We start from the raw sequence: 23,473 nt of genomic DNA on the forward strand, positions 1-23,473 counted from the left end.
CACGGCTCTCTCACGCAACTCGCACGGAACACTAATGGCCAAACGCCAGCTCAATCGCCGCCAGAACTGGCGTATCGAAAAGATCCAGAACGAACGCGCCGCTCGCGCCGCCAAACGCGAGCAGCATGCGCTGCAGGAGCTGGAAGGGGGTGACCTGGGGCCGGAGCAACTGGGCCTGGTGATCGCTCACTTTGGCGTACAGGTTGAGGTGGAGGCTCAGGACGGCGAGGCTGCAGGCCAGGTCGTGCGCTGCCACCTGCGCGCAAACCTGCCGGCGCTGGTCACCGGTGACCGCGTGGTCTGGCGTGCCGGCAACCAGGGCATTGGCGTAATCGTCGCGCAGATGCCGCGCAGCACCGAGCTGTGCCGGCCGAACAACCACGGTCAGCTCAAGCCGGTTGCCGCCAACGTCGACCTCATCGTCATCGTCTTCGCGCCAGCGCCCGAGCCGCATCCGAACCTGATCGACCGTTATCTGGTCGCCGCCGAGCACGCGGGCATCCGCCCACTGTTGCTGCTGAACAAAGCCGACCTGATCAACGACGAGAACGGCCCCGCACTCCATGCCTTGCTCGAGGTGTACCGCGACCTGGGCTACCCGTTGCTGGAGGTCTCTGCCCACCACGGCGACGGCATGCAGCGCCTGCAGCAGATGCTGGACGGCCATATCAGCGTGTTCGTCGGCCAGTCGGGTGTGGGCAAGTCTTCTCTGGTCAACAGCCTGCTGCCTGCTGCTGACACCCGGGTCGGCGACCTGTCCGAATGGTCGGGCCAAGGCACCCACACCACCACCACTGCGCGCCTTTACCACTTTCCCAATGGCGGCGACCTGATCGACTCGCCAGGCATCCGAGAGTTCGGCCTTGGCCATGTCAGCCGTGATGATGTGGAAGACGGCTTCATCGAGTTCCGCGACCTGTTCGGCACCTGCCGCTTTCGCGACTGCAAGCATGATCGCGAGCCAGGCTGTGCCCTGCTCAGGGCACTCGAAGATGGCCGTATCAAGCAGCAGCGCATGAACAGCTACCGCTCGATCATTGCCAGCCTGCCGGATGACAACTACTGATTCGTAGGAAATATTACCTACCCTCGTAGGGCTCTTCCGGTTTCGCCGTCATCTATTGCCCCGCCTGCTGCTTTCCCTGATGGTCATGACTTCCTATCAGGGAGGGCAACCGCGATGCCGGTTTTAAGCACTTACCGCCACGAAGAGCGGCTTGACGCCTTTATCCTCAACGAACGCCTGCTGCTCGAAAGCATTCCGACGCAGCTGGTCCTGTTCGACTGCCAAGGGCAGACCCGCGAAGATCTGTATGGCAACTTCTGCCGATCCATGGGCGATGCAACCCACTGGATTGGCCTTTTGTCCGAATGGGCCGCCGCCGACTGGTGGACACCCTGGCTGCTGGGGGCAGCAGTCATGAGCAGCCGGCGTGTCAGCCTTTATCAAAGCAACGGCGGCGCGCTACCTGAGTGTTTTGGCAGATGGCCGGTAATGCGCGAGCGCAAGCACATCGACCTGTTTGTGCGGGCCTATCACGATGAGTGCACGTTCACCCGTGCCATGACGTTACCCCCGGGACGCGGAAGCTGTGCCGACCGGGACAATGCAGATTTCTTTCATGCGGATCTGAAGGCCAAGATCCGGCGGGGGTTCTGATGCATCGGGGCCGCTGGGCGGCCCCTCCGTCACGAGTCCTTGGGCTCGTCCATCTTCAAGGTCCCTTCCTCGAAGATGTTCAGCTTCTGGCGCAGTTCACGCGGTTGCATGGGTGCATCCTGCGCAGCAGGTGCCGCCGGCGCACCTGGCGCAGCGCCGGCAGGCGGCGCTGGCTGGCTAGGCTGTGCAGGCGCCGTACCCTGCTCACCCTCAATGTTACGCTGGGCCTTCTTGGTCAGGACGATGATGTCGATACGGCGGTTTACCGGGTTGAAAGGGTCTTTGCGATCGAACAGCGAAGACGACGCATAACCCACTACCCGCGCGACCTGGTCATCCGGATAGCCACCGGCAACCAGCGCCCGCCGTGCGGCATTGGCGCGATTGGCCGACAGTTCCCAGTTGCCGAACTCTCCGCTGCCCGAATAAGGCTTGGCATCGGTGTGGCCACTGACGCTGATCTTGTTCGGCACTGCCTTGATGGTGTCGGCCATGGCCAGCAGAATGTCCTCGAAATACGGCTGCAGTCGGGCACTGCCGATATCGAACATCGGCCGGTTCTCGGCATCCATGATCTGGATGCGCAAGCCGTCCTGAGTGATCTCGAAGAGAATCTGGTCCTTGAATTTCTGCAGCTGCGGGTTTTCCTCGACCTTGTTCTGCAGCTCCTGCAACAGCAGTTCGAGGCGTTCTCGCTCAACCTGATCAGCCATGGTCTCGACCTGATCCTGGTCCAACTGGATGCTGGTATCGGGCGTAGGCTCGGACTTTTCTTCCGGGTTGATGGTCTTTTCCGGCGCAAGCTGGGGCGAACCACCAAGATCGATCACATAAGGCGTTCCGCTCTCGGAGAAACCGATCGGGTCCTTGAAGTAACCGGCAATGGCGATCTTCTGCTCGGGCGTGGCAGTGGACAGCAGCCACAGCACCAGGAAGAACGCCATCATCGCCGTGGCGAAGTCAGCGAAAGCGATCTTCCAGGCGCCGCCATGGTGGCCACCACCGTAGCGCTTGACGCGCTTGATGATTATCGGCTGATTGTTTTCCATGACTCAGCGACCGCGAACTGCTTGTTCCAGCTCGGCAAAGCTCGGGCGATGCTTCGGATACAGCACCTTGCGCCCGAATTCAACGGCCAGCGAAGGTGGCATGCCAGAAGCAGACGCGACCAGCGAAGCCTTGATCGATTCATAGAGGTTGAGCTCTTCCTTGGCATCGTGCTCCAGGCACTTGGCCAGCGGGCCAAAGAAACCATAGGCTGCAAGGATACCGAAGAAGGTACCGACCAGCGCCGCGCCGACGTGCAGGCCGATCGAGGCCTGGTCGCCCTCGCCCAGAGACGCCATGGTCACCACGATGCCCAGTACAGCTGCGACGATACCGAAACCGGGCATGCCGTCGGCAATGCCGTTGACCGCATGCGACGGGTGCTCGAGCTCTTCCTTCATGCTCAGCAGCTCCATGTCGAACAAGCCTTCGAGTTCGTGGGGTGCCATGTTGCCGGTGGACATGATGCGCAGGTAGTCGCAGATGAAGGCGGTCATGCGTTCATCACCCAGCACCGCTGGGTATTTGGCAAAGATCGGGCTGGCTGCGGCGTCTTCGATATCGCCCTCGATCGCCATCATGCCTTCGCGACGGCTCTTGTTGAGGATTTCGTACACCAGGCCCAGCACTTCCAGGTAGAAGGTGTGGGTGAAGCGGGTGCCGAACATCTTCAGCGACTTCTTGATTACATGCATGGTCATGTAACCGGGGTTGGCCTGCATGAAGGCGCCAAAGGCTGCACCGCCGATGATCAGCACTTCGAACGGCTGGATCAGTGCCGCAATCTTGCCGTGGGAGAGCACATATCCGCCGAGCACGCTCGCGAATACGACGATGATGCCGATAATTTTAGCCATAGGTTCAAAGCACTTGCTGTCGTGGTCAGGATGAGGGACGGGAGCTTTAAAACTCTTCTTCTACTTATCGGCAGAACTGCGCCAGACTATAGCCACTCAAAGCGAAAAGCCAGTTCGGACTGATGTCAAAATGCCAATGGAATCCAAGGTGCCCACTCAGAATCCGCGTACGCTAGAGGCCTGGGTAAAGCTGCTGGACGGTATTCGTGTACCGGTGCCGAAGCAGAGTTATGACCGGGTCATGAGCGCTATCAACGATAGCCGCCGTTCGCTTCGCGATATCGCCGAACTGATGCAGGACAGCCCGGCCCTGGTGCTGTCGGTGATGCGCGAGGCCAATCATCCCGCCAATGCCAGCCAGGCAGAGCCCGCCGAAAGCCTGGAAATCGCCCTGAACAGGCTGGGCCTGGCACGCACTAGGGAATTGCTTACCCGCCTGCCAGCGCTGCCGGACGAGGACATCCCGCCGGTGCTGCGCCAGTTCCTGCTGATCAGCCAGCATGCTTCGCAGCAGGCCAGCGGCCTGTTCGCCAGCCGCCTTGCACGGCTGTGGCAGGAAATTCACTGGGGTAGCCTGCTGTTCCTCTCGCCACTATGGCCGTTGGCCTTGGCCTACCCCAAGCTGCTGGACGCGTGGGAACTACGGGTTATCCACAAGGGCGAAGAGGCGCAAGAGGTCGAGCTCGAGCTGTTTGGCGTGCGCATTCTGGCGCTATGCCAAGCCATGGCCGAACACTGGCGCCTGTCGCAATGGGTCACCCAGGGTTACCGCATGCTTCTTGAAGAGCGTGAGCAACTGGGGCAGATACTGAGCATCGCCCGCGACGAAGACCTGCTTAGCCAACAACACCGCCTGGATGAGGCGCCGGCACTGAGCCGCTGGTTCAACCAGCCGGCCAATACCGTGCTGCTGGCCAACAACCTGGCGCTGGCGGCACAGGTAGGCTGGGACAACCCGCACCTGCTGCGCTGGCAATTGCTTACCGCGCTGTACCTGCAGACCACACTGGAGGACGTGCAACAGCAAGTTCACCAACAGGCCGCCGCCAGTGCTCGCCGGCACGCCAGGCATGCCCTGTTCCACCCAGCCGAGGCCTTGATCTGGCCCTGGCAACAGCGTCGCCCGCACCCAGACATGCTGACACCGCCACCGCCTTCCAGCGAGGCGCTCGGCCATTGGCGCACGCTGTGCCAAGCGCTGTTGGCACAGCCCAGCCCCTTCACCAATGCCGTGCACCTGGCCACCCACGCCCGCGAAGCACTGTTGGCCTGCGGCATGCAGCGCATCATGCTGCTGACCCTGGACAAGGCCAGTGACTACCTGCGTGTACAGCAAACGGCCGGTTTGCCCAAGGAGGCTGCAACCATCGCCCTGCCCGTCACGCAGAGCAAGCTGTTGCAGAAACTGGTCGGCCAGGCCGCGCAGCTGCGCCTGTCGCCAGACAACCATGCGCAGTTCGCGGCCCTGCTGCCCGCCCCATTGCGTGCGTTCTTCCGTGGCGAACACCTGTTGCTGCGCTCGCTGGCCGTGAATAACCAGGTGCTGATGCTGGCAGTGGCCGACCAAGGCGGTAAACCGATGGCAGATGTCAGTGTTCAAGCATTCGGTAAAACCGCGCAATGTATCGAGCGCGCCCTTGCGGCGTTTGCCAACCGCAATGCCTGACCCTTGCGCTACAATCGCCCCCCTTTCCACACTGGAGACCGTGGATGACTGATTTTGCCGGACTACCGCTGGTGATCGAGCCTGCGGACCTGCTTTCGCGCCTGGCGTCCCCCCAGCTGATCCTGGTCGACCTGAGTAGCGCCAACCGCTATGTCAGCGGCCATATCCCCGGCGCCCGCTTCGTCGAAGGCAAGCGCACCCAGCTGGGCTTGCCGCCCGCGCCGGGGCTTTTGCCGGCCATTGGCGAGCTGGAAAAACTGTTCAGCGAACTTGGCCACCGGGACGATGCGGTCTACGTGGTGTACGACGATGAGGGCGGCGGCTGGGCCGGGCGCTTCATCTGGCTGCTCGACGTCATCGGCCACAAGGCCTGCCATTACCTCAATGGCGGCATCCAGGCCTGGCCGGCGGACAAGCTCTCGACCGAGGTGCCGCCGCCCGCCTCCGTACCGGTGCGCCTGCAGCTGCATGGCGAACCGACCGCCACCCGCGAATACCTGCAAAGCCGTCTGGGCGCCGATGACCTGGTGATCTGGGATGCTCGCGGCCCGCAAGAATTTTCCGGTGAAAAGGTCCTAGCAGCCAAAGGTGGCCATATACCCGGCGCGATCAACTTCGAGTGGACGGCAGGCATGGACCTCAACGACCACCTGCGCATCCGCAAGGACATCGCCCAAGTCCTCCAGCAACTGGGCATCACCCCTGACAAGGAAGTGATCACCCATTGCCAGTCCCACCGCCGCTCCGGCTTTACCTACCTGGTGGCCAAAGCCCTCGGCTACCCACGCGTCAAGGCCTATGCCGGCTCGTGGAGCGAATGGGGCAACCATCCGGACACGCCTGTAGAAGTTTAAGGAACCTGCATGAAATCCCGTCTGTTCATCATCAGCCAGTACCTGCTGCCGCACCATCTGCTGTCGCGGCTGGCCGGCTGCGTCGCCGAGTGCCGCGCACGCTGGTTCAAGAATGCCTTCACCGCCTGGTTCGCCAAGCGCTACCAGGTGAACATGAGCGAGGCACTGGTCGAAGACCTCTCCGCCTACGAGCACTTCAATGCCTTCTTCACCCGGGCCCTCAAGCCGGGTGCACGTCCGCTGGACGAAACGCCGGGGGCCATCCTCTGCCCGGCCGATGGTGCTGTTAGCCAGCTGGGCCCGATCGAACACGGTCGCATCTTCCAGGCAAAGGGCCACAGCTTCAGCGCCCTGGAGCTGCTCGGCGGCGACCCGGCCCTGGCCGCCCCGTTCATGGGTGGTGAATTCGCAACCATCTACCTGTCGCCGAAGGACTACCACCGCGTGCACATGCCGCTGGCCGGTACCCTGCGCGAAATGGTCTATGTGCCGGGTCGCCTGTTCTCGGTGAACCAGACCACTGCAGAAAACGTCCCTGAGCTGTTTGCCCGCAATGAGCGTGTGGTGTGCCTGTTCGACACCGAGCGCGGGCCGATGGCCGTGGTGCTGGTGGGGGCGATGATCGTTGCCTCGATCGAAACCGTGTGGGCCGGCCTGGTCACCCCGCCCAAGCGCGAACTTAAAACCTTCCGCTATGACGAAGGCAGCCGTGCGCCGATCCATCTGGAGAAGGGTGCGGAACTGGGCCGCTTCAAGCTGGGCTCCACGGCTATCGTGCTGTTCGGGCCGGAGCAGGTGAAGTGGGCTGAAACCCTGGGTGCCGGTTCGGCAACGCGCATGGGTGAGCTGTTGGCGGTTCCCGCGCAGGCTTGATTCTGCTCAAAACCAAAAGGCCCTGCATGGCTGTAGTCATGCAGGGCCTTTTTGTCAGCGAGGTTTGTGTCAGCCCCGCGCGTCGCGGTCGCGCAGCCCCAGCAGATAGAGCACGCCGTCCAACCCAAGGGTCGAGATGGCCTGTTTGGCCGATTGACGTACCAACGGCTTGGCGCGGAAGGCGACGCCCAGACCGGCCAGCGACAGCATCGGCAGGTCGTTGGCACCGTCGCCTACGGCAATGGTCTGCTCCAGTTGCAGGCCCTCTTCGCTCGCCAACTGCTGCAGCAGCTCTGCCTTGCGCTGGGCATCGACGATGGGCTCGACCGCCACACCGGTCACCTTGCCATCAACCACTTCCAGTTCGTTGGCGAACACATAATCGATGCCCAGGCGCGCCTGCACCTGCTTGGCAAAGTAGGTGAAACCACCCGAGAGGATCGCAGTCTTGTAGCCCATGCGCTTGAGCTCGGCGAACAGGTTCTCGGCACCTTCGGTGAGGCGCAGCGAAGCACCGATCTGGTCCAGCACACCAACGTCCAGGCCCTTGAGCAGCGCCATGCGCTCCTTGAAGCTGGCACGAAAGTCCAGTTCGCCGCGCATTGCCCGCTCGGTGATCGCTGCCACCTGCTCGCCGACGCCGGCAGCCTTGGCCAGTTCATCGATGACTTCGGCCTCGATCAGGGTCGAATCCATGTCGAACACCGCCAGGCGGCGGTTGCGACGGAACAGGTCGTCCTTCTGGAAGGCGATATCGATGTTCAACGCCTCGGACAAGGCAAAGAAGTCGGCACGCAGGGCCTGGGCATCGCTTGGCTCTCCGCGTACGGAAATTTCCAGGGCAGCTTTGCCATGCTCACTCTGCACGCCCAGCGCAACACGCGCAGACAACCGCTCGATACGCTCGATGGTCAGGCCGTACTGGCTGATGACTGCACTGACACGCTGCAGTTGCTGCGGGGTGATCTTGCGGCTGAGAACGGTAGCGATATAGCGGGCTTCGCCCTGGCCATCGGCCCAGTGCTGGTAATCAGACTCGGAAATCGGCGTGTAGCGGGCCTGCAGGTTCAGCTCATGGGCCTTGGACTGCACGCTCTGCAACAGGCTGGTGGCCACTTCGTTGTCCGGAATATCGACCAGAATGCCGAACGACAGGGTGCCATGCATGACAGCCAAGCCGATGTCGAGAATGTTCACACCGCCCTGGAGGAGGACGCCGGTGATGGCGGCAGTGAGACCCGGGCGGTCCTCACCGGTGATGTTGATCAGAACGATTTCGCGCACAACCTGGCTCCGACTTCGATGAAAAATGCGCATTCTACCGATTTTCCGTGACCATCGGGCGCCAACGATACTTTGCCGACAAAACTCGGGTCGCTATACTGCGCAGCACTTTCATGCCATTAAGAGCCGCGCTCTGTGAACCGGCCCACGCCCGTCAAACCAGACAACTTCTTCCTCATGATCTTCCGTGCCCTGCGCCAACGTCGCGTTCCCCTGGCACTGCGCATCGCCAGCACCAACATTTTCTTGGTGGCGCTGGCGCTGGTGATCTATGCCTGCGTGATGGGTCTGCAGTTCAAGCAGGCCATGCACGAGCAGGCGGACGCCCTTGGCCAGAGCCTGACCACCCAGACAGCCACATCGGCGACCGAGTTGTTGGTGTCCAACGACATCCTCAGCCTCAACGTGCTGTTGGGCAACCTGGTGAAGAACCCGCTGGTGGCCCACGCGGCTATATACAGCGTGGACAACCGTATCCTGGCAGAAGCCGGGCAGCGCCCACGCAACAGCCTGCTGGGTGAGGCCGAAGGCCTGTACCAGACCAAGATCACCTTCCAGGACGTGACGGCCGGGCAACTGCGCATCAGCCTGGACATGAGCCAGTTCCAGCAGCCGATGCTGATCAGCCTGCAGAGCATGGGCATCCTGGCCGCGATCCTGCTGGCCCTGGCACTGAGCCTGAGCCTGCGCCAAGGCCGCCACATCACCCTGCCGCTGCTGCAACTGCGTGTATGGCTGCGTGACCCGCACCCCTACACCCCGGCGATCGATCGTCAGGATGAGATCGGCGATATTGCCCGTCAGCTGCATGCGCGCCTGGCCCCGCCGCCCCCTCCAGAGCCTGAACCGGAGGAATATGAAGATGAAGACGACTTCGACGATCTGCACGATGCCCCTGCGCCGGTCAAAGCTGCGCCACGGGCCAAGGCTGCTGCTCAGGTAGGCGACGAAGACGATGATGAAGCCTTTGCCGGCCTGCTGGACCACGAAGAAAGCGCGCCGAAGGCCGCAGCAGTCGAGTCCGACGAGCCGCAGAGCACTGCGGTGCTGGCCGTTCAGCTAGGATCGCAGGAGCAACTGCGCCGGCTGCCGCGCACCCGCCTGACCGAGTTGCTGGAGCGCTACCGCGACTGCCTGGAGCAGGCCGCGTCGCTGTACGATGGCGAAACCCACACGCTCAACGACGGCAGCACGTTGGTGCTGTTCCACAGCCGCGACTGCGGCGAGGATTACCTGACCAATGCAATCTGCTGCGGCGAACTGCTGCGCGCACTCGGCCACGCCCTGCAGATCGAGGTCGCCGACAGCGGCATCACCCTGCAACTGCAACTGGGCCTGGCCTTGGGCGATGATTTGCAGGGGCTGGAACAGGTAGACCTGCTGATGACCGAAAAAGCCCAGGACGCCCTGGCGCTCTCCCAGCACAGCCGCAACCTACTGCTGGTGGAGCGGCAGATCAGTGACGACTCGCTGATTCGCCAGCGTGCGCGCATTCGGCCAATTGCCAGCCCTGAAGGGGCCTGCTGTGTCGAACGCTTGATGGAGCCCTACCCCTCGATGCTGGAGCGGCAGTTGGCGCGGATGCACGAACGCAGGGCGTGATACCGAGTGCCCTTGATCTCACACCCATGAAAAAGCCCGCACATGTGCGGGCTTTTGTGTATCCGGGGTAAGCATCAGAACCGATAGACTTCCATATCGGTCCGAATAGGCGAAGCCATAGGGATCTTCGACTTCTCCGGTGCTTTCTTGACTTGAACCGGCGCTGCAGGTTTTTTGCGCGACTCTTCAGCGATCGCCGGCTGGTTGGCCAAAGGTTTGACCGCAGCGCTCAACTGTTCTGCCAGCTTCTGCAACAACTGCCCCTGGGCCTGTACCTGCGAAGACTCGCTGCCTTCGTGCGGCTGCTCGAGGTGAACGATCCGGTTGTCACGCACATTCCCACGGCGGTCCAGCAAACGCCATTGGGCGTCGAGAATAGCCGGCTGGTTCTTGCCCGAGTCCAGACGAGTGATCGACAGCAATACCTGTACGTCAGGCGAGAAGCCACTGCTGGCCGGTGCCAGGACCACCCGCTGGCTGTCCAGGCGCCAGGCCAGCTGACGCACCAACAGTTGGTCGATGTCTGCCGACAGGCTACCGGCCCAACGACCGTCCGTCGCCGAACTCAGGCTGCCATCCGGCTGGCGCTGCAAAAAGGTTTCACGCTGCAGGTAATCGGCGACCGACACCGGGCCGAGCACCACGGCCATGCCCGCACTCTGCGAAGGCTGGCCAGGGTCACCGCTGTCGAGCTGATACAGGGCAACCGGCTGATGCATGCTGCATCCGCTCAGCCCCAGCAGGCCCGTCATCAACAGCGCAAATGGAAGGCGCAGAAATTTCATTCATCCCATCCAGGCGGTCGCCACCAGGCTAACCGCATTGATACTGATATAGATTCAATCGGGCACACGGCCACGCCGGCACCACAGGTGCACTATCATCCGCGAAATGTCGGCCCGACTCCAGCATTTCTGCCTGGAACGGCGCTGAAATTGCCGCCCCAGACATTTCTGCTGATTTATGCCGGACTTTCCACCTGCAAACCGTCAACGCGCTGGAACCCGCGTGGCAGCTTGCTACCCCGCCGCCCGCGCTCGCCCTTGTAATGCTCAAGGTCGTCCGGCTTCAAAGACAGGGTACGCTTGCCAGCTTGCAATACAAGGGTGGCGCCCTCGGGAATTACCGCCAGATCTGTAACATATTCTTCACGGCTGGCGACCCGATCACCGGGCACACCGATAATCTTGTTGCCCTTGCCTTTGCCCAGTTGCGGCAGGTCGGCGACCTTGAATACCAGCAAGCGACCTTCGGTGGTCACGGCCGCCAACCAGTCCTGTTCACGGTTTGCCACAGGGCGCGGGCCGATGACCTTGGCCCCGTTAGGCAGGCTGAGCAACCCTTTGCCGGCCTTGTTCTTGGCCTGCAAATCCTCACCTTTGACCACAAAGCCGTAACCGGCATCCGATGCCACCACGTACAGCGCATCATCCTCCGGCAGCAGCACGCATTCGAAGGTAGCCCCCGGCGGCGGCGTCAGGCGACCGGTCAGCGGCTCACCCTGGCCACGCGCCGATGGCAAGGTATGCGCAGCCACCGAGTAGCTGCGCCCGGTGGAATCGATGAGCACGGCAAACTGGTTGGAACGCCCCGCTGCTGCAGCCTTGAAGCCATCGCCCGCTTTGTACGAGAGGCCGGTTGCATCGATGTCGTGGCCTTTGGCGCAACGCACCCAGCCTTTTTCCGACAGCACGACGGTGACAGGCTCCGTCGGCATCAGCTCGTTTTCCGACAGTGCCTTGGCTTCGGCGCGCGCGACGATCGGCGACCGGCGGTCGTCGCCGTAAGTCTCCGCATCCTTGATCAGTTCGCTGCGTACCAGCTTGCGTAGCTTGGCATCGCTGCCGAGCAAGGCCAGCAGCTTGGCCTGCTCCTTGAGCAATTCGTCCTGCTCACCGCGGATTTTCATCTCCTCCAGACGCGCCAGCTGGCGCAGGCGGGTCTCAAGGATGTAGTCGGCCTGGATTTCGGTGAGGTCGAAACGAGCGATCAATGCCTGCTTGGGATGCTCCTCGGTACGGATGATGTGGATGACTTCATCGAGATTGAGGAATGCAGTGAGCAAGCCTTCCAACAGGTGCAGGCGCCGCTCGACCTTCTCCAGGCGGTGCTGCAGGCGACGACGAACGGTACCGATACGGTACTGCAGCCACTCCAGAAGCAAGGCACGCAGGTTCTTGAGCTGTGGCCGCCCGTCCAGGCCGATGATGTTGACGTTGACCCGATAGCTGCTTTCCAGCTCGGTAGTGGCGAACAGGTGCTGCATCAGTTCGTCGGCATCCACGCGGTTGGAGCGTGGGATGATCACGATACGGCAGGGGTTTTCATGGTCCGATTCGTCACGCAGGTCAGCGACCATGGGCAGCTTCTTCGCCTGCATCTGCGCGGCGATCTGCTCCAGCACCTTGGCCCCGGAGACCTGGTGCGGCAACGCAGTGACGACAATGTCGCCGTCCTCGACCCGGTATACGGCGCGCATGCGGATCGAACCGCGGCCGCTTTCGTAGATCTTGAGGATCTCGGCACGCGGCGTGATGATTTCAGCTTCGGTCGGGTAGTCCGGCCCCTGGATGTGTTCACACAGCTGCTCGAGGGTGGCCTTGGGCTCGTCGAGCAGGCGCACACAGGCACTGGCCACTTCGCGCAGGTTGTGTGGCGGCACGTCGGTGGCCATGCCGACGGCAATGCCGGTGGTGCCGTTGAGCAGGATGTTCGGTAACCGTGCCGGCAGTACCGCAGGTTCCTGCAGGGTACCGTCGAAGTTGGGCACCCAGTCCACGGTGCCCTGGCCCAGTTCGCTGAGCAGCACCTCGGAATAGCGCGACAGGCGCGCTTCGGTGTAACGCATCGCCGCGAACGACTTCGGATCGTCCGGCGCCCCCCAGTTACCCTGGCCATCGACCAGCGTGTAGCGGTAGCTGAACGGCTGCGCCATCAGCACCATGGCTTCGTAGCAGGCCGAATCGCCGTGGGGGTGGAATTTACCGAGCACGTCGCCGACGGTACGCGCCGACTTCTTGTGCTTGGCATCGGCATCGAGCCCCAACTCGCTCATGGCATAGACGATGCGTCGTTGCACAGGCTTGAGGCCGTCGCCGATGTGCGGCAAGGCCCGGTCCATGATCACGTACATGGAATAGTTGAGGTAGGCCTGTTCGGTGAAGTCAGCCAGCGAACGGCGTTCGACGCCGTCGAGGCTGAGTTCCAGTGAGTCGCTCATGCGGGCCTCGTCATTTCAGGTTCTGGCGTAGCAGCATGGTGCCGCCGCGCTGGGTAAATTCAAGTTGTTTCAGAGCGCTCATGCCGAGCAGCACCGTTTGCCCATCCAGCCCCGGCACCACCAGGGCGCGCACGCCCTGCAGGCGGATATCCCCAAGCTGCAGGCTGTCCAGTCGCGTGCGGTAACCTTCGGTGCGACCGTTGGCGGTGCTGAGGATGACCGGGCTGCCACGTTGCAGGCTCAGGTCACGGGCCAGCGCTTCGGGGATCGCCACGTCGGTGGCGCCGGTATCGAGCATGAAATGCACAGCTTTGCCGTTGATCGCGCCATCTGCCACGAAATGGCCTTGGCCATTGCCCAGCAGGCGCACCTCGATGAAGCCTTCGCCGTGCTCGGACTGCACCTGGGTATTGGGGTTACGCTCGCGCGCCTCCCACTCACCGAAAAACCGCGTAGCGAGGAACATCGCCGCCGCCCAGGCGACGATCATCAGTACCCTGCCCGCACGCTTGCCCGGTGGCTGGCTCATGGTGTGGCGCTCCACCCGCCCTGCGGGGCGGCGAAGCGCCAGACGACCGGGCGGTTTTCACCATCGGCGCGATCAGCGTTGTTGTTGTCCAGACCGATCCAGGCGCCCTTGGCATCGATCACCAACGCTTCGGCCAGGCCGAACGGCTGATCGTAGCGGCGCTCGGGCACCAGAGCATCGGCGGCGAATGACCAGCAGCGCTCGACCTCGCCGTTGTCGGCATGGCGCCGGCACACGCGGTATGCATTACGTTCGAGGGTGAACAGCTTGCCCTCGAACCAGGCCAGGTCAGCAAAATCACGCGAAAGCGCACGGGCCTCAGGCATTTGTGGCGGTTGCATCTCGACCCCGGCTTCACTGAGCAGTACGCAACTGCGTCCGCACGTCCATACCGACTGCTGCCGTTCTATCTTGACCAAGCCCCGGCGCTCACGCTCGGCCGCAAGCCACAGGCGATCACCGGCCGGGTTGATCGCCAGGCCTTCGAACAGGGCATTGAAGTTCAGCAGCATGCCACTGGCCCGTGCCTGGCGAATCATCGCTGGGTCAACCCTGAGCCAGGCAGGTGCGCCTACGACCGGCAATTGCAGCACGGCCACATGCGCTTCGCTGACCAGGTAGATGTTACCAGCCTGATCGCACGTGATGCCTTCGTAATCAAACTGCCCGCCACGAATGAACGACACCGCCCAGTTGCGCGACTTCAGCCCCCAAGGCAAACCGCTGTCCGGCACCGGGGGTGGGGAGAACGTCAAAGGCTGGGCGCGCCAGACCTGATTGTGCGGGTCGAAGCGGTAGATACGGTCATCATCGCGATCCGAAACGCCCCACAACGCACCCCGACAAAAAGCCAGCCCGGAGAGATTGCCGCCGCGCATGCCGTCGATCGGATGCTCGGATGTCAGCTTCAGCTCCGGCCAGTCGCCAGCCAGGCTTTGCAGCGCGACCAGCGTAAGGAAAACCGCGACAAACGAACGAATCAAACCAGAACCTCGGCCAGATTGCCTTTGGTCTCCAGCCAGTTCTTGCGATCGCCCGCACGTTTCTTGGCCAACAGCATATCCATGATTTCGGTGGTGCCCTGCAGGTCATCCAGGGTCAGCTGGACCAGGCGCCGGGTGTTAGGGTCCATGGTTGTTTCGCGCAACTGCGGTGGGTTCATTTCGCCCAGCCCTTTGAATCGGGTGACCTGTGGCTTGCCACGCTTTTTCTCGGCCACCAGGCGGTCGAGAATGCCGTCGCGCTCAGCCTCATCGAGGGCGTAGTAGATTTCCTTGCCCAGGTCGATACGGTACAGCGGCGGCATGGCAACGTAGACGTGGCCTGCTTCGACCAACGGACGGAAGTGCTGAACGAACAGCGCGCACAGCAGGGTAGCGATGTGCAGGCCGTCGGAGTCGGCGTCGGCAAGGATGCAGATCTTGCCATAGCGCAGCTGCGACAGGTCGGCAGCGCCCGGGTCGACACCGATGGCCACGGCAATGTTGTGCACTTCCTGGCTGGCCAGCACCTCACCACCGTCCACTTCCCAGGTGTTGAGGATCTTGCCGCGCAGCGGCAGGATCGCCTGGAACTCCTTGTCACGCGCCTGCTTGGCAGAGCCACCGGCCGAATCACCCTCGACCAGGAACAGCTCGGCCCGCATTGGGTCCTGGCCTGCGCAATCGGCCAGCTTGCCCGGCAGCGCAGGGCCCTGAGTGACGCGCTTGCGCTCGACTTTCTTGCTGGCCTTGAGGCGGCGGCCGGCGTTGCTGATGGCCAGTTCCGCCAGCTGCATGCCCAGTTCGGGGTGTGCATTGAGCCACAGGCTGAAGGCGTCCTTGACCACGCCCGAGACGAATGCTGCAGCCTCGCGCGACGACAGACGCTCTTTGGTCTGCCCAGAGAACTGTGGCTCTTGCATCTTCATCGAGAGCACGAACGTGATGCGTTCCCAAACGTCTTCTGGCGCCAGCTTGACCCCGCGCGGCAACAGGTTGCGGAACTCGCAGAACTCGCGCATGGCATCGAGCAGGCCCTGACGCAGGCCGTTCACGTGGGTACCGCCCTGGGCGGTGGGGATCAGGTTGACGTAGCTTTCCTGAACACTGTCACCGCCTTCGGGCAGCCACAGCAAGGCCCAGTCCACAGCTTCCTTGTTGCCGGCCAGGCTGCCGCAAAAGGGCTCGTCCGGCAGGCGCTGGAACTCACTGACCGAGTCGACCAGGTAGGAACGCAGGCCATCCTCGTAATGCCATTCGACCTTCTCGCCGCTGGCCTTGTCCTCGAAGCTTACCAACAGGCCTGGGCACAGTACGGCCTTGGCCTTGAGCACGTGCTTGAGGCGGCTGATGGAAAACTTGGGTGAATCGAAGTACTTCGGATCGGGGCTGAAGTACACACTGGTGCCGGTATTGCGCTTGCCGACAGTACCGACCACTTCCAGCTCGCTGGCTTTGAAGCCATCGGCAAAGGTCATCTGGTATTCGTTGCCGTCCCGCTTGACGCGCACGCGCACCTGGGTCGACAAGGCATTGACCACCGAGATGCCGACGCCGTGCAGCCCCCCGGAGAATTGGTAGTTCTTGTTGGAGAACTTGCCGCCGGCATGCAGCTTGGTGAGGATCAACTCGACCCCCGATACGCCCTCTTCGGGGTGGATATCCACCGGCATGCCGCGGCCGTCATCGCTGACTTCCAGCGAGTGGTCGGCATGAAGGATGACCTGCACCGAACGGGCGTGGCCAGCCAGGGCTTCGTCGACACTGTTGTCGATGACTTCCTGGGCCAGGTGGTTGGGCCGGCTGGTATCGGTGTACATGCCCGGCCGTTTACGGACCGGGTCAAGGCCCGAGAGGACTTCGATGGCGTCTGCGTTATAGGCGCTAGCGCTGGGGTTGGCCATGGGTTCTCGTCGTCAGTCTGGTGAATGCGAAAAAATCAAAATACAGAAAAATCGAGCGCCGCATACTGCCTCCGGGCAATTCCGGCGAAGGCCAGCAGGGCTGGTATCTGCTCGGCAAAGCCCTGGTAGCCGTGGTCACCACCGGCCTGGATACGCAACGCGCACGCCCGGTAATAATGCTGGGCGTGGCGATAGTCCAGGGTTTCATCGGCGGTCTGCAACCACACTTGATAGCGGCTGGCGTCCGCGGGGGCCGGCATTTCCAGCTCAGCCAGGGCCTGGACATGATCGTGGGTCAGCTCCCAGGTTTCGCCGCTGTAGTGGTTGCGCTGGGTGCCCAGGTAGCCGTCGAACAGCTTGTGCGGGGTGACCGCGGGGTTGATCAGCAGGGCTTTGAGGCCCAGGCGCTCGGCCAGATGGGTGGCATAGTAGCCGCCGAGCGAACTGCCGACCAGCAGGGGCGCGCCCAGTTCGGCGATGGCCGCTTCGAGCTGTGCGATGGCCTGGCGCGGGTGATGGTGCAAGGCGGGTACGCGCAGCTGGCCGGACAGGCCTAGCTGCTGCATCACAGCGTCGAGCTGACGCGCCTTGGTGGAGAGCGGTGAGCTGTTCAAGCCATGGATATAGAGGATGGAACCCGACATGCTGCCCCCGGAATCTTTGGCTTCGCGCCCCATGGTGGAGGCGCAGGGATGCGCAGTGTAGCGTGTTCGCCGTGTTTTGGCGCAGCGGCGGGTTTTTCGCAACAATTTTTGCGATGCTGCTGGCCTGAGTTCAATAGCCCGGGCTATCGAAATCGAGCTTCACCTCGAAGTCCGTGGCCCGCTGCACCCCGGTCTCCAGCTGCCCGTCAGCATGCAGGCGCAACCAGCGGTAACCTGGCTGCTCCTCACTCACCTTGAAGTCTTCGCTACCCGCGGCGAACTGTATGCAGGTCGATGGCGTGGCCAGCAGGCGCAGCCCGCCACGCAGCTCATCCCACTCCTGATGGATATGCCCCCAAAGCAGCGCCCTCACCTGTGGATAACCCTCAAGCCGGCGCAGCAATTGATCCGCATTGCGTAACCCGATCGGTGCGATCCAGGCGCAGCCGATATCCACCGGTTGATGATGGCAGCAGACCAGGCAATGGCGCCCACCGGCCGACACCAGCGCATCATCGAGCAGCGCCAGCTGTGCCGGCTCAAGCAGCCCATGGGTCGCGCCCTGCACCGCAGAATTGAGCATGATGACACGCCAGGCGCCGATATCGGTCACTGCCTGCACCAGCTCCGGCGCCACCTCGGCCATGACCCTGGCTTCATCATGATTACCCGGCAACCAGCGCGCCGGCACGCCGATCTCGCCCGTAAGATCACGAAACGCCTGATACGAGGCAACACTGCCATCCTGCGAAAGGTCACCCGTGCACAACAGCAGATCGATACGCGGCTGTTCACGACGCACTTGAGCGATCACATGACACAGGCTGTCGCGCGTGCGCAGCCCCAGCAGCGTGCCCGCAGGGTCAGCGAACAGGTGAGCGTCAGTCAATTGCACCACGCATACGGGTGCCTGAGAGGGGTCTGGGTGCGGCACCGGCCGTCTCCTCGGGGGAATTCAGCACGAATTATGGCGGGGGATCGGTTACGAGAAAACAGCCGAAACCGACCTGGGTCACATTTCAGCGCACACTTGCCAGCTCGTGACCACACGCCAGGCAGTGGCTCAGCCATTCGCCGAGAAACAGATTGAGCTGGGCCTTTTCATCCGGCTGGTGCATGGACTGGTTGGGATACGGGTAGATGCTGCGCAGGCGCCTGGTGTGTTCGGCGCTGACCACTTCGGCCATACGCGCATCGTGGTACACCTGCACCTCAAGGTGGGGCACCGGCAGCCAAGGCAGGCTGTGCTCCTGGCGCACCCGCAGGGTAGTGGTATACGGGCAGGCCAGCACTACATCGAGGACCAGCACGCCGAGCATCTGGTCGCCCTGGGTCATGCCGATGCGGCGCGAACTCTGAGTGGTACGCATGTCGGGCAGCAAGCGCATGAGCCGGGCGTAGTTGGCCTCACAGGCTGCCTGCAGCCCGGCCAGATCGACCCGATAACGCTCACGCAGCAGGTTCACTTCCACATACCTCGTACTTCATCTCTGTTGAGCGCCAGCCATTGCAGGCCAATGATCGTCGCCGCATTGCAGATACGCCCATCGCGCACAGCCTGCAAGGCATCTTCGAACGACCAGACCCGCACGCGGATATCCTCGCCCTCTTCTTCCAGGCCGTGCAGCCCCCCGGCGCCTTCGCTGCTGCAGCGGCCAAGGAACAGGTGCACGTATTCATCACTGCCGCCCGGCGACGGGAAATACCGCGTCATCGGCCATAGGGCGCTGAAGGTCAGGCCTGCTTCCTCTTCGGCTTCACGATGAGCGACCTCTTCAGGCTGTTCGTCCTTGTCGATCAGGCCGGCGACCATCTCGATCAGCCAGGGATTGTCGACTTTATCCAGCGCACCGACGCGAAACTGCTCGATCAATACCACTTCATCACGCAGCGGATCGTAAGGCAGCACGCAAACGGCATCATGGCGCACGAACAGTTCGCGGCTGATCTCACGGCCCATGCCCCCGGCGAACAGCTCATGGCGCAGGCGAAGCTTGTCGAGCCTGTAGAAGCCCTGGAAGCAATTGGCCCGTTCGATGATGTCGAAGCCCTTGGGCACTGAATTCAACGCGTCTGACATGGAAATCCTCATTACCTCAAATACCGCTTCGCGCCATCCTACTCTGCACGCCTGCCTGTTTCACCCCTTTCCGTTAACCATTCGCGCAGTCGGGACAGGGGCTGTTCTCTCTGTTAGCTTAGTGGCGAACTGAAGGCCGCGCAGGCGGTCAAAGGCCGACTTTTCCCTGTATTGCAAGGATCATCATGACACTTGTCAAACTGACTGCCGTGGCGGTGCTGGCCTTGGCCCTCGGTGCCTGCCAGAGCCTGTTCGCGCCGAATTACCGTGCCCCGCTGGAGGTGAAGCGCGACGCCTGGGAGCACGTAAAGCCAGGTTGCAGCGAGAGTGACTGCCCACTGGTGAATATTGACACCATTCACTTCCCGGACCTGCCCAAGCTCGACGCAATCGTCGAAAAGCGCCTGCTGCAACTGACCGAAGACAACCAGCATGGCACCGCACCAAGCACTTTGCAGGCGTATGAGCAGCAATACCTGGCAACTGCCGACAAACGCAACAGCAGCTACCTGCAGGCCAAGGTACGTGAACAGCATGACGGGCTGGTGATCATCGAGCTGTCCAGCTACCTCGATAGCGGCGGCGCTCATGGCATGCCAGGCCGCGGCTTCATCAACTATTCGCGCAAGCTGGACAAGGTACTGACCCTGCAGGACATGCTGGTCCCGGGCCAGGAAGACACCTTCTGGAAAACGGTAGAAGAATCGCACCGCGCCTGGCTGATCAGCGTGGGGATGGACAAGGATGCCGAGTTCGTCAAAACCTGGCCGTTCAAGAAGTCGCCGCACATCGCTCTGACGTACGGCGCAGTGGTTGTCAAATACGAGGTCTATACCATCGCGCCCTACTCCATGGGCCACGTGGAACTGAAGCTTCCCTACCCTCGCCTGAATGGCGTGCTCAAGCCCGAACTGTTCCCCGGCCGCGGCTGAGGCTCAGTAGCGCATGCAGCCCACCCGCCAGCAGCAATGCCGGCAGGGTAGCGCCGACCTCTGGCGCTTGCGCAGCGATGCTGTGATAGGCCACCACGCCCACCGCCCAAGCCAGCAGCGCCTGCCAGTGCAAACCATCGATTTGTGCTGGAAGGCGGCGGCGGCGGATCACGAAGTGGTCCATCAGCACCACACCGAACAGCGGCGCGAACACCGAGCCAATCAGCAGCAGGAAGTTCTCGTACTGGGCCAGCGGCGCCAGCAGAGCAATCAGCGTACATAGCACACCGATGGCCAACGCCAGGTGCTCGACCTTCAGGCGTACCAGCAGGCCAGTCGATACCGCCGCCGAGTGGATATCGGCAAAGGCCTTCTCCGACTCGTCCAGCAAAATCAGCAGCAACGGAATACCCAGCCCGGCACCGGCCAGGGCCAGCAGCAGCGCATTGACCTCACCGCTCGGCGCAAAGGCAAGGGTGTAGGCCACGCCCAGGCTCATCAGCCAGGTATTGCCGATGAAGTAACCGAGCACGGTCCCGCCGAACACGCGCCTGGCGCTGCGGGCGAAGCGCGAGTAGTCGGCAATCAACGGCAACCAGGAAAGCGGCATGGCGATGACGATGTCGAAGCCCGTGGCCAGCGACATCGACCCATCTCCGCTGCGCTGCCACAGCTCGCTCAGGTCAGCCTTGGCGAAGAGGTTCCAGGTCAGCCACAGGCAAGCGCCCAACAACAGCCAGATCCCCCATTTACGCAGCACCTTGCGCACGAATGCCAGCGGCCCGCTGACCGCGAGCAGCGTGGCCAGGCCACCGAAGCAGAGGGTCCAGAACATTGGGCTGTTCCACAGGCTGCCTTCACCGAAGGTGCGCGCGCCCAGCAGGCTGGCGGCGTCCCGCATGACAATGATCTCGAACGCCCCCCAACCGATCAGTTGCAGCAGGTTGAGCAACGCCGGCAAGCGCGCGCCGTGGCTGCCCAGGCTCAGGCGCAGGGTGGCCATGGCGCACAGGCCCGTGTCGCTGCCAATCACGCCTGCCGCCCCAAGCAGCAGTACGCCCACGCCGGTACCCAAGATGATGGCCAGCACCGCGCCGGCCAGGCCCAGGCCGGGGGCGAGCATCGCGCCCACCTGCAGGACCATCAGGCCGATGCCGAGGGAAAACCAGAGCGAGAACAGGTCCCGGCCACCGAACGGGCGTTGGCTGGCGGGGACGGGGTGGTCGGGGGAAAAATGGCTGGTAGTTGTCATTGTTGTCACTCGACAAAGAAATCCAATCGACGCAGTCGTTGCAGGAGCGGCGTTGCCGGGGCGCTCCTGCAAACGATCACAGCGGCTTACACCTTGTGGTACAGCTGGCTGCCTTCCTGGCGGAACCGTTCGGCCTGCTCGCGCATACCCTCCTCAACCGACACATCCACGGCATCGATGCGCAGGTTGGCGGCGTACTCCCGGACCTCCTGGGTGATTTTCATCGAGCAGAACTTCGGCCCGCACATCGAGCAGAAGTGCGCGACCTTGGCCGACTCCTTCGGCAGGGTTTCGTCGTGGAAGGCACGCGCGGTGTCAGGGTCCAGGCCCAGGTTGAACTGGTCCTCCCAGCGGAACTCGAAACGCGCCTTGGACAGGGCATTGTCACGGATCTGTGCGCCTGGGTGCCCCTTGGCAAGGTCGGCAGCATGCGCGGCGATCTTGTAAGTGATGATGCCGGTCTTGACGTCATCCTTGTTCGGCAGGCCCAGGTGCTCCTTGGGCGTGACGTAGCACAGCATGGCGCAGCCGAACCAGCCGATCATGGCCGCGCCGATGCCCGAGGTGATGTGGTCGTAACCTGGCGCAATGTCAGTGGTCAGAGGGCCGAGGGTGTAGAACGGCGCCTCGTCGCAGCACTCCAGCTGCTTGTCCATGTTTTCCTTGATCAGCTGCATCGGCACATGGCCAGGGCCTTCGATCATGCACTGCACGTCGTGCTTCCAGGCGATCTTGGTCAGCTCGCCAAGGGTTTCCAGCTCACCGAACTGCGCCGCGTCGTTGGCATCGGCAATCGAGCCTGGGCGTAGTCCGTCACCGAGCGAGAAGCTCACGTCGTAAGCCTTCATGATTTCGCAGATCTCATCGAAATGCGTGTACAGGAAGTTCTCCTGGTGATGCGCCAGGCACCACTTGGCCATGATCGACCCGCCGCGGCTGACGATACCGGTGACTCGCTTGGCGGTCAGTGGCACGTAGCGCAGCAGCACGCCAGCATGGATGGTGAAGTAGTCAACGCCCTGCTCTGCCTGCTCGATCAGCGTGTCGCGGAACAGCTCCCAGGTCAGGTCTTCGGCAACTCCGCCGACCTTTTCCAGGGCCTGGTAGATCGGTACGGTACCGATGGGTACCGGCGAGTTGCGGATGATCCACTCGCGGGTTTCGTGGATGTGCTTGCCGGTCGACAGGTCCATGACCGTGTCCGAGCCCCAGCGAATACCCCAGGTCAGCTTGGCCACTTCTTCTTCGATCGAGGAGCCCAAGGCGCTGTTGCCGATGTTGCCGTTGATCTTCACCAGGAAGTTGCGGCCGATGATCATCGGCTCCAGTTCCGTGTGGTTGATATTGGCCGGGATGATCGCGCGGCCGCGGGCGATCTCCTCGCGCACGAACTCGGCAGTGATTTCTTTGGGGATGTTGGCGCCGAAGCTGTGGCCGGCGTGCTGCTGCGTGAGCAGCCCAGCAGCGCGTGCCTCCTGCAGCTTCATGTTCTCGCGGATGGCGACGTACTCCATCTCGGCGGTGATGATGCCCTGGCGCGCGTAGTGCATCTGCGAGACGTTGGCGCCAGCCTTGGCGCGGCGCGGGTTGCGCACATGGTTGAAGCGCAGCTTGGCCAGTTCGGCGTCGTTCAGGCGTTGCTGGCCGAAATTCGAGCTCAGCCCACCCAGGCGCTCGGTATCGCCACGGGCGTCAATCCAGGCCGACCGCACATCGGCCAGGCCTTTGCGTACATCAATGATGACGTCGGGATCGGTATAGGGGCCGGAAGTGTCGTAGACCAGTACCGGCGCGTTGGCTTCGCCGCCGAAGTCGGTGGGGGTGTCGTGCAGACTGATTTCGCGCATCGGCACGCGGATGTCCGGGCGCGAGCCCTGGACATAGACCTTGCGCGAACGCGGGAAGGGTTGCACGGACTGCTGATCGACTTGCGCCGATTCGCTGAGGTTGATCGTTTTTTCTTGTTTGCTCATCACAGGCTCCAGACAGCTTCCTAGCGGTGGAATGTCGGGGAGAACCTGAAAGACGCGGACGCACCCCTTGGCGGGTATGCAGTGCCGGATACATGGAGTGCCTTGAGCTGCATGCA

21 protein-coding genes are annotated in these 23,473 nt (G+C 62.5%); 7 read left to right on the forward strand and 14 right to left on the reverse strand.

Features of this window, described 5'->3' with window-relative positions; all coding sequences use genetic code 11:
- The first annotated feature begins 34 nt into the window (after window positions 1-34).
- Window positions 35-1,066: a small ribosomal subunit biogenesis GTPase RsgA gene (gene rsgA / locus JNA92_RS19380; RefSeq protein ID WP_241806254.1), complete on the forward strand. Its 1,032-nt coding sequence runs from the start codon at window positions 35-37 to the stop codon at window positions 1,064-1,066.
- A gap of 114 nt (window positions 1,067-1,180) precedes the next feature.
- Window positions 1,181-1,660 carry a molecular chaperone Tir gene (locus JNA92_RS19385; protein WP_241806255.1) on the forward strand — a complete coding sequence of 160 codons (480 nt, stop codon included), beginning with the start codon at window positions 1,181-1,183 and terminating at the stop codon, window positions 1,658-1,660.
- A 29-nt stretch (window positions 1,661-1,689) separates the two neighbouring features.
- Here JNA92_RS19385 and motB read toward each other — a convergent pair whose 3' ends face one another.
- Window positions 1,690-2,709: a flagellar motor protein MotB gene (gene motB, locus JNA92_RS19390; protein WP_241806256.1), complete on the reverse strand. Its 1,020-nt coding sequence runs from the start codon at window positions 2,707-2,709 to the stop codon at window positions 1,690-1,692.
- Between the two features lie 3 nt (window positions 2,710-2,712).
- A complete protein-coding gene (gene motA / locus JNA92_RS19395) occupies window positions 2,713-3,564 on the reverse strand; it encodes a flagellar motor stator protein MotA (protein WP_241806257.1) in 852 nt (283 codons plus the stop codon).
- Between the two features lie 130 nt (window positions 3,565-3,694).
- Between motA and JNA92_RS19400 the strand changes: the two genes are divergently transcribed.
- From JNA92_RS19400 to asd, 3 genes are read left to right on the forward strand one after another with little or no spacing between them, the layout of a single operon-like run.
- Window positions 3,695-5,230 (forward strand): HDOD domain-containing protein, encoded by a 1,536-nt coding sequence (locus JNA92_RS19400; protein WP_241806258.1) that lies wholly within the window; start codon window positions 3,695-3,697, stop codon window positions 5,228-5,230.
- A 44-nt stretch (window positions 5,231-5,274) separates the two neighbouring features.
- Window positions 5,275-6,084 (forward strand): rhodanese-like domain-containing protein, encoded by an 810-nt coding sequence (locus JNA92_RS19405; protein ID WP_241806259.1) that lies wholly within the window; start codon window positions 5,275-5,277, stop codon window positions 6,082-6,084.
- Window positions 6,085-6,093: 9 nt separating this feature from the next.
- On the forward strand, window positions 6,094-6,957 hold the full coding sequence (gene asd / locus JNA92_RS19410; protein ID WP_241806260.1) for an archaetidylserine decarboxylase: 864 nt from the start codon (window positions 6,094-6,096) through the stop codon (window positions 6,955-6,957).
- 69 nt (window positions 6,958-7,026) lie between these two features.
- Here asd and serB read toward each other — a convergent pair whose 3' ends face one another.
- Entirely contained in the window at window positions 7,027-8,241 is a 1,215-nt protein-coding gene (gene serB, locus JNA92_RS19415; protein WP_241806261.1) for a phosphoserine phosphatase SerB, read from the reverse strand.
- A gap of 135 nt (window positions 8,242-8,376) precedes the next feature.
- Between serB and JNA92_RS19420 the strand changes: the two genes are divergently transcribed.
- Window positions 8,377-9,843, forward strand: a complete 1,467-nt coding sequence (locus JNA92_RS19420) for an AhpA/YtjB family protein (protein WP_241806262.1) — start codon at window positions 8,377-8,379, stop codon at window positions 9,841-9,843.
- Between the two features lie 74 nt (window positions 9,844-9,917).
- On the opposite strand, the gene JNA92_RS19425 is transcribed toward JNA92_RS19420, so the two are convergent.
- The 9 genes from JNA92_RS19425 to JNA92_RS19465 all read right to left on the reverse strand — a co-directional run bounded on the left by JNA92_RS19425 (window position 9,918) and on the right by JNA92_RS19465 (window position 19,200).
- Window positions 9,918-10,628, reverse strand: a complete 711-nt coding sequence (locus JNA92_RS19425; protein WP_241806263.1) for a PqiC family protein — start codon at window positions 10,626-10,628, stop codon at window positions 9,918-9,920.
- Between the two features lie 176 nt (window positions 10,629-10,804).
- Window positions 10,805-13,063, reverse strand: coding sequence for a DNA topoisomerase IV subunit A (parC, locus tag JNA92_RS19430; protein WP_241806264.1), 2,259 nt, complete (start codon window positions 13,061-13,063; stop codon window positions 10,805-10,807).
- A 10-nt stretch (window positions 13,064-13,073) separates the two neighbouring features.
- Entirely contained in the window at window positions 13,074-13,592 is a 519-nt protein-coding gene (locus JNA92_RS19435) for a retropepsin-like aspartic protease family protein (protein WP_046788114.1), read from the reverse strand.
- Window positions 13,589-14,575, reverse strand: a complete 987-nt coding sequence (locus tag JNA92_RS19440; RefSeq protein WP_241806265.1) for an esterase-like activity of phytase family protein — start codon at window positions 14,573-14,575, stop codon at window positions 13,589-13,591. The genes JNA92_RS19435 and JNA92_RS19440 overlap by 4 nt, the downstream gene beginning before the upstream one ends.
- Window positions 14,572-16,476 (reverse strand): DNA topoisomerase IV subunit B, encoded by a 1,905-nt coding sequence (parE, locus tag JNA92_RS19445; protein ID WP_012316499.1) that lies wholly within the window; start codon window positions 16,474-16,476, stop codon window positions 14,572-14,574. The genes JNA92_RS19440 and parE overlap by 4 nt, the downstream gene beginning before the upstream one ends.
- A 35-nt stretch (window positions 16,477-16,511) precedes the next feature.
- The gene (locus tag JNA92_RS19450) at window positions 16,512-17,120 is read right to left on the reverse strand and encodes a YqiA/YcfP family alpha/beta fold hydrolase (RefSeq protein ID WP_241806266.1); all 609 of its coding nucleotides are present in this window, start codon (window positions 17,118-17,120) and stop codon (window positions 16,512-16,514) included.
- Between the two features lie 130 nt (window positions 17,121-17,250).
- A complete protein-coding gene (cpdA, locus tag JNA92_RS19455) occupies window positions 17,251-18,054 on the reverse strand; it encodes a 3',5'-cyclic-AMP phosphodiesterase (protein WP_241806267.1) in 804 nt (267 codons plus the stop codon).
- Window positions 18,055-18,139: 85 nt separating this feature from the next.
- Window positions 18,140-18,592, reverse strand: coding sequence for a DUF1249 domain-containing protein (locus JNA92_RS19460; RefSeq protein ID WP_042111790.1), 453 nt, complete (start codon window positions 18,590-18,592; stop codon window positions 18,140-18,142).
- Window positions 18,583-19,200 (reverse strand): NUDIX domain-containing protein, encoded by a 618-nt coding sequence (locus JNA92_RS19465; protein WP_241806268.1) that lies wholly within the window; start codon window positions 19,198-19,200, stop codon window positions 18,583-18,585. The genes JNA92_RS19460 and JNA92_RS19465 overlap by 10 nt, the downstream gene beginning before the upstream one ends.
- Before the next feature lie 185 nt (window positions 19,201-19,385).
- Here JNA92_RS19465 and JNA92_RS19470 point away from each other — a divergent pair, with 185 nt between their 5' ends.
- The gene (locus tag JNA92_RS19470; RefSeq protein ID WP_241806269.1) at window positions 19,386-20,132 is read left to right on the forward strand and encodes an RsiV family protein; all 747 of its coding nucleotides are present in this window, start codon (window positions 19,386-19,388) and stop codon (window positions 20,130-20,132) included.
- On the opposite strand, the gene cytX is transcribed toward JNA92_RS19470, so the two are convergent.
- Together cytX and thiC are read right to left on the reverse strand one after the other, a co-directional pair.
- A complete protein-coding gene (gene cytX / locus JNA92_RS19475) occupies window positions 20,101-21,384 on the reverse strand; it encodes a putative hydroxymethylpyrimidine transporter CytX (protein WP_241806270.1) in 1,284 nt (427 codons plus the stop codon). The two genes, JNA92_RS19470 and cytX, sit on opposite strands and share 32 nt — an antisense overlap.
- An 86-nt stretch (window positions 21,385-21,470) precedes the next feature.
- Entirely contained in the window at window positions 21,471-23,357 is a 1,887-nt protein-coding gene (thiC, locus tag JNA92_RS19480) for a phosphomethylpyrimidine synthase ThiC (protein WP_241806271.1), read from the reverse strand.
- Between the last annotated feature and the right edge of the window lie 116 nt (window positions 23,358-23,473).

Source organism: Pseudomonas putida (genome assembly GCF_022627325.1).
In the GTDB taxonomy this organism is placed as follows: domain Bacteria; phylum Pseudomonadota; class Gammaproteobacteria; order Pseudomonadales; family Pseudomonadaceae; genus Aquipseudomonas; species Aquipseudomonas putida_X.

Coding starts and splice junctions, on each gene's coding strand:
- parC (WP_241806264.1), bottom strand. CDS start 13,063: ATGAGCGACTCACTGGAACTCAGCCTCGACGGCGTCGAACGCCGTTCG.
- JNA92_RS19465 (WP_241806268.1), bottom strand. CDS start 19,200: ATGTCAGACGCGTTGAATTCAGTGCCCAAGGGCTTCGACATCATCGAA.
- motB (WP_241806256.1), bottom strand. CDS start 2,709: ATGGAAAACAATCAGCCGATAATCATCAAGCGCGTCAAGCGCTACGGT.
- parE (WP_012316499.1), bottom strand. CDS start 16,476: ATGGCCAACCCCAGCGCTAGCGCCTATAACGCAGACGCCATCGAAGTC.
- JNA92_RS19470 (WP_241806269.1), top strand. CDS start 19,386: ATGACACTTGTCAAACTGACTGCCGTGGCGGTGCTGGCCTTGGCCCTC.
- JNA92_RS19425 (WP_241806263.1), bottom strand. CDS start 10,628: ATGAAATTTCTGCGCCTTCCATTTGCGCTGTTGATGACGGGCCTGCTG.
- motA (WP_241806257.1), bottom strand. CDS start 3,564: ATGGCTAAAATTATCGGCATCATCGTCGTATTCGCGAGCGTGCTCGGC.
- cytX (WP_241806270.1), bottom strand. CDS start 21,384: ATGACAACTACCAGCCATTTTTCCCCCGACCACCCCGTCCCCGCCAGC.
- JNA92_RS19450 (WP_241806266.1), bottom strand. CDS start 17,120: ATGTCGGGTTCCATCCTCTATATCCATGGCTTGAACAGCTCACCGCTC.
- rsgA (WP_241806254.1), top strand. CDS start 35: ATGGCCAAACGCCAGCTCAATCGCCGCCAGAACTGGCGTATCGAAAAG.
- JNA92_RS19405 (WP_241806259.1), top strand. CDS start 5,275: ATGACTGATTTTGCCGGACTACCGCTGGTGATCGAGCCTGCGGACCTG.
- JNA92_RS19435 (WP_046788114.1), bottom strand. CDS start 13,592: ATGAGCCAGCCACCGGGCAAGCGTGCGGGCAGGGTACTGATGATCGTC.
- thiC (WP_241806271.1), bottom strand. CDS start 23,357: ATGAGCAAACAAGAAAAAACGATCAACCTCAGCGAATCGGCGCAAGTC.
- JNA92_RS19385 (WP_241806255.1), top strand. CDS start 1,181: ATGCCGGTTTTAAGCACTTACCGCCACGAAGAGCGGCTTGACGCCTTT.
- JNA92_RS19400 (WP_241806258.1), top strand. CDS start 3,695: ATGCCAATGGAATCCAAGGTGCCCACTCAGAATCCGCGTACGCTAGAG.
- asd (WP_241806260.1), top strand. CDS start 6,094: ATGAAATCCCGTCTGTTCATCATCAGCCAGTACCTGCTGCCGCACCAT.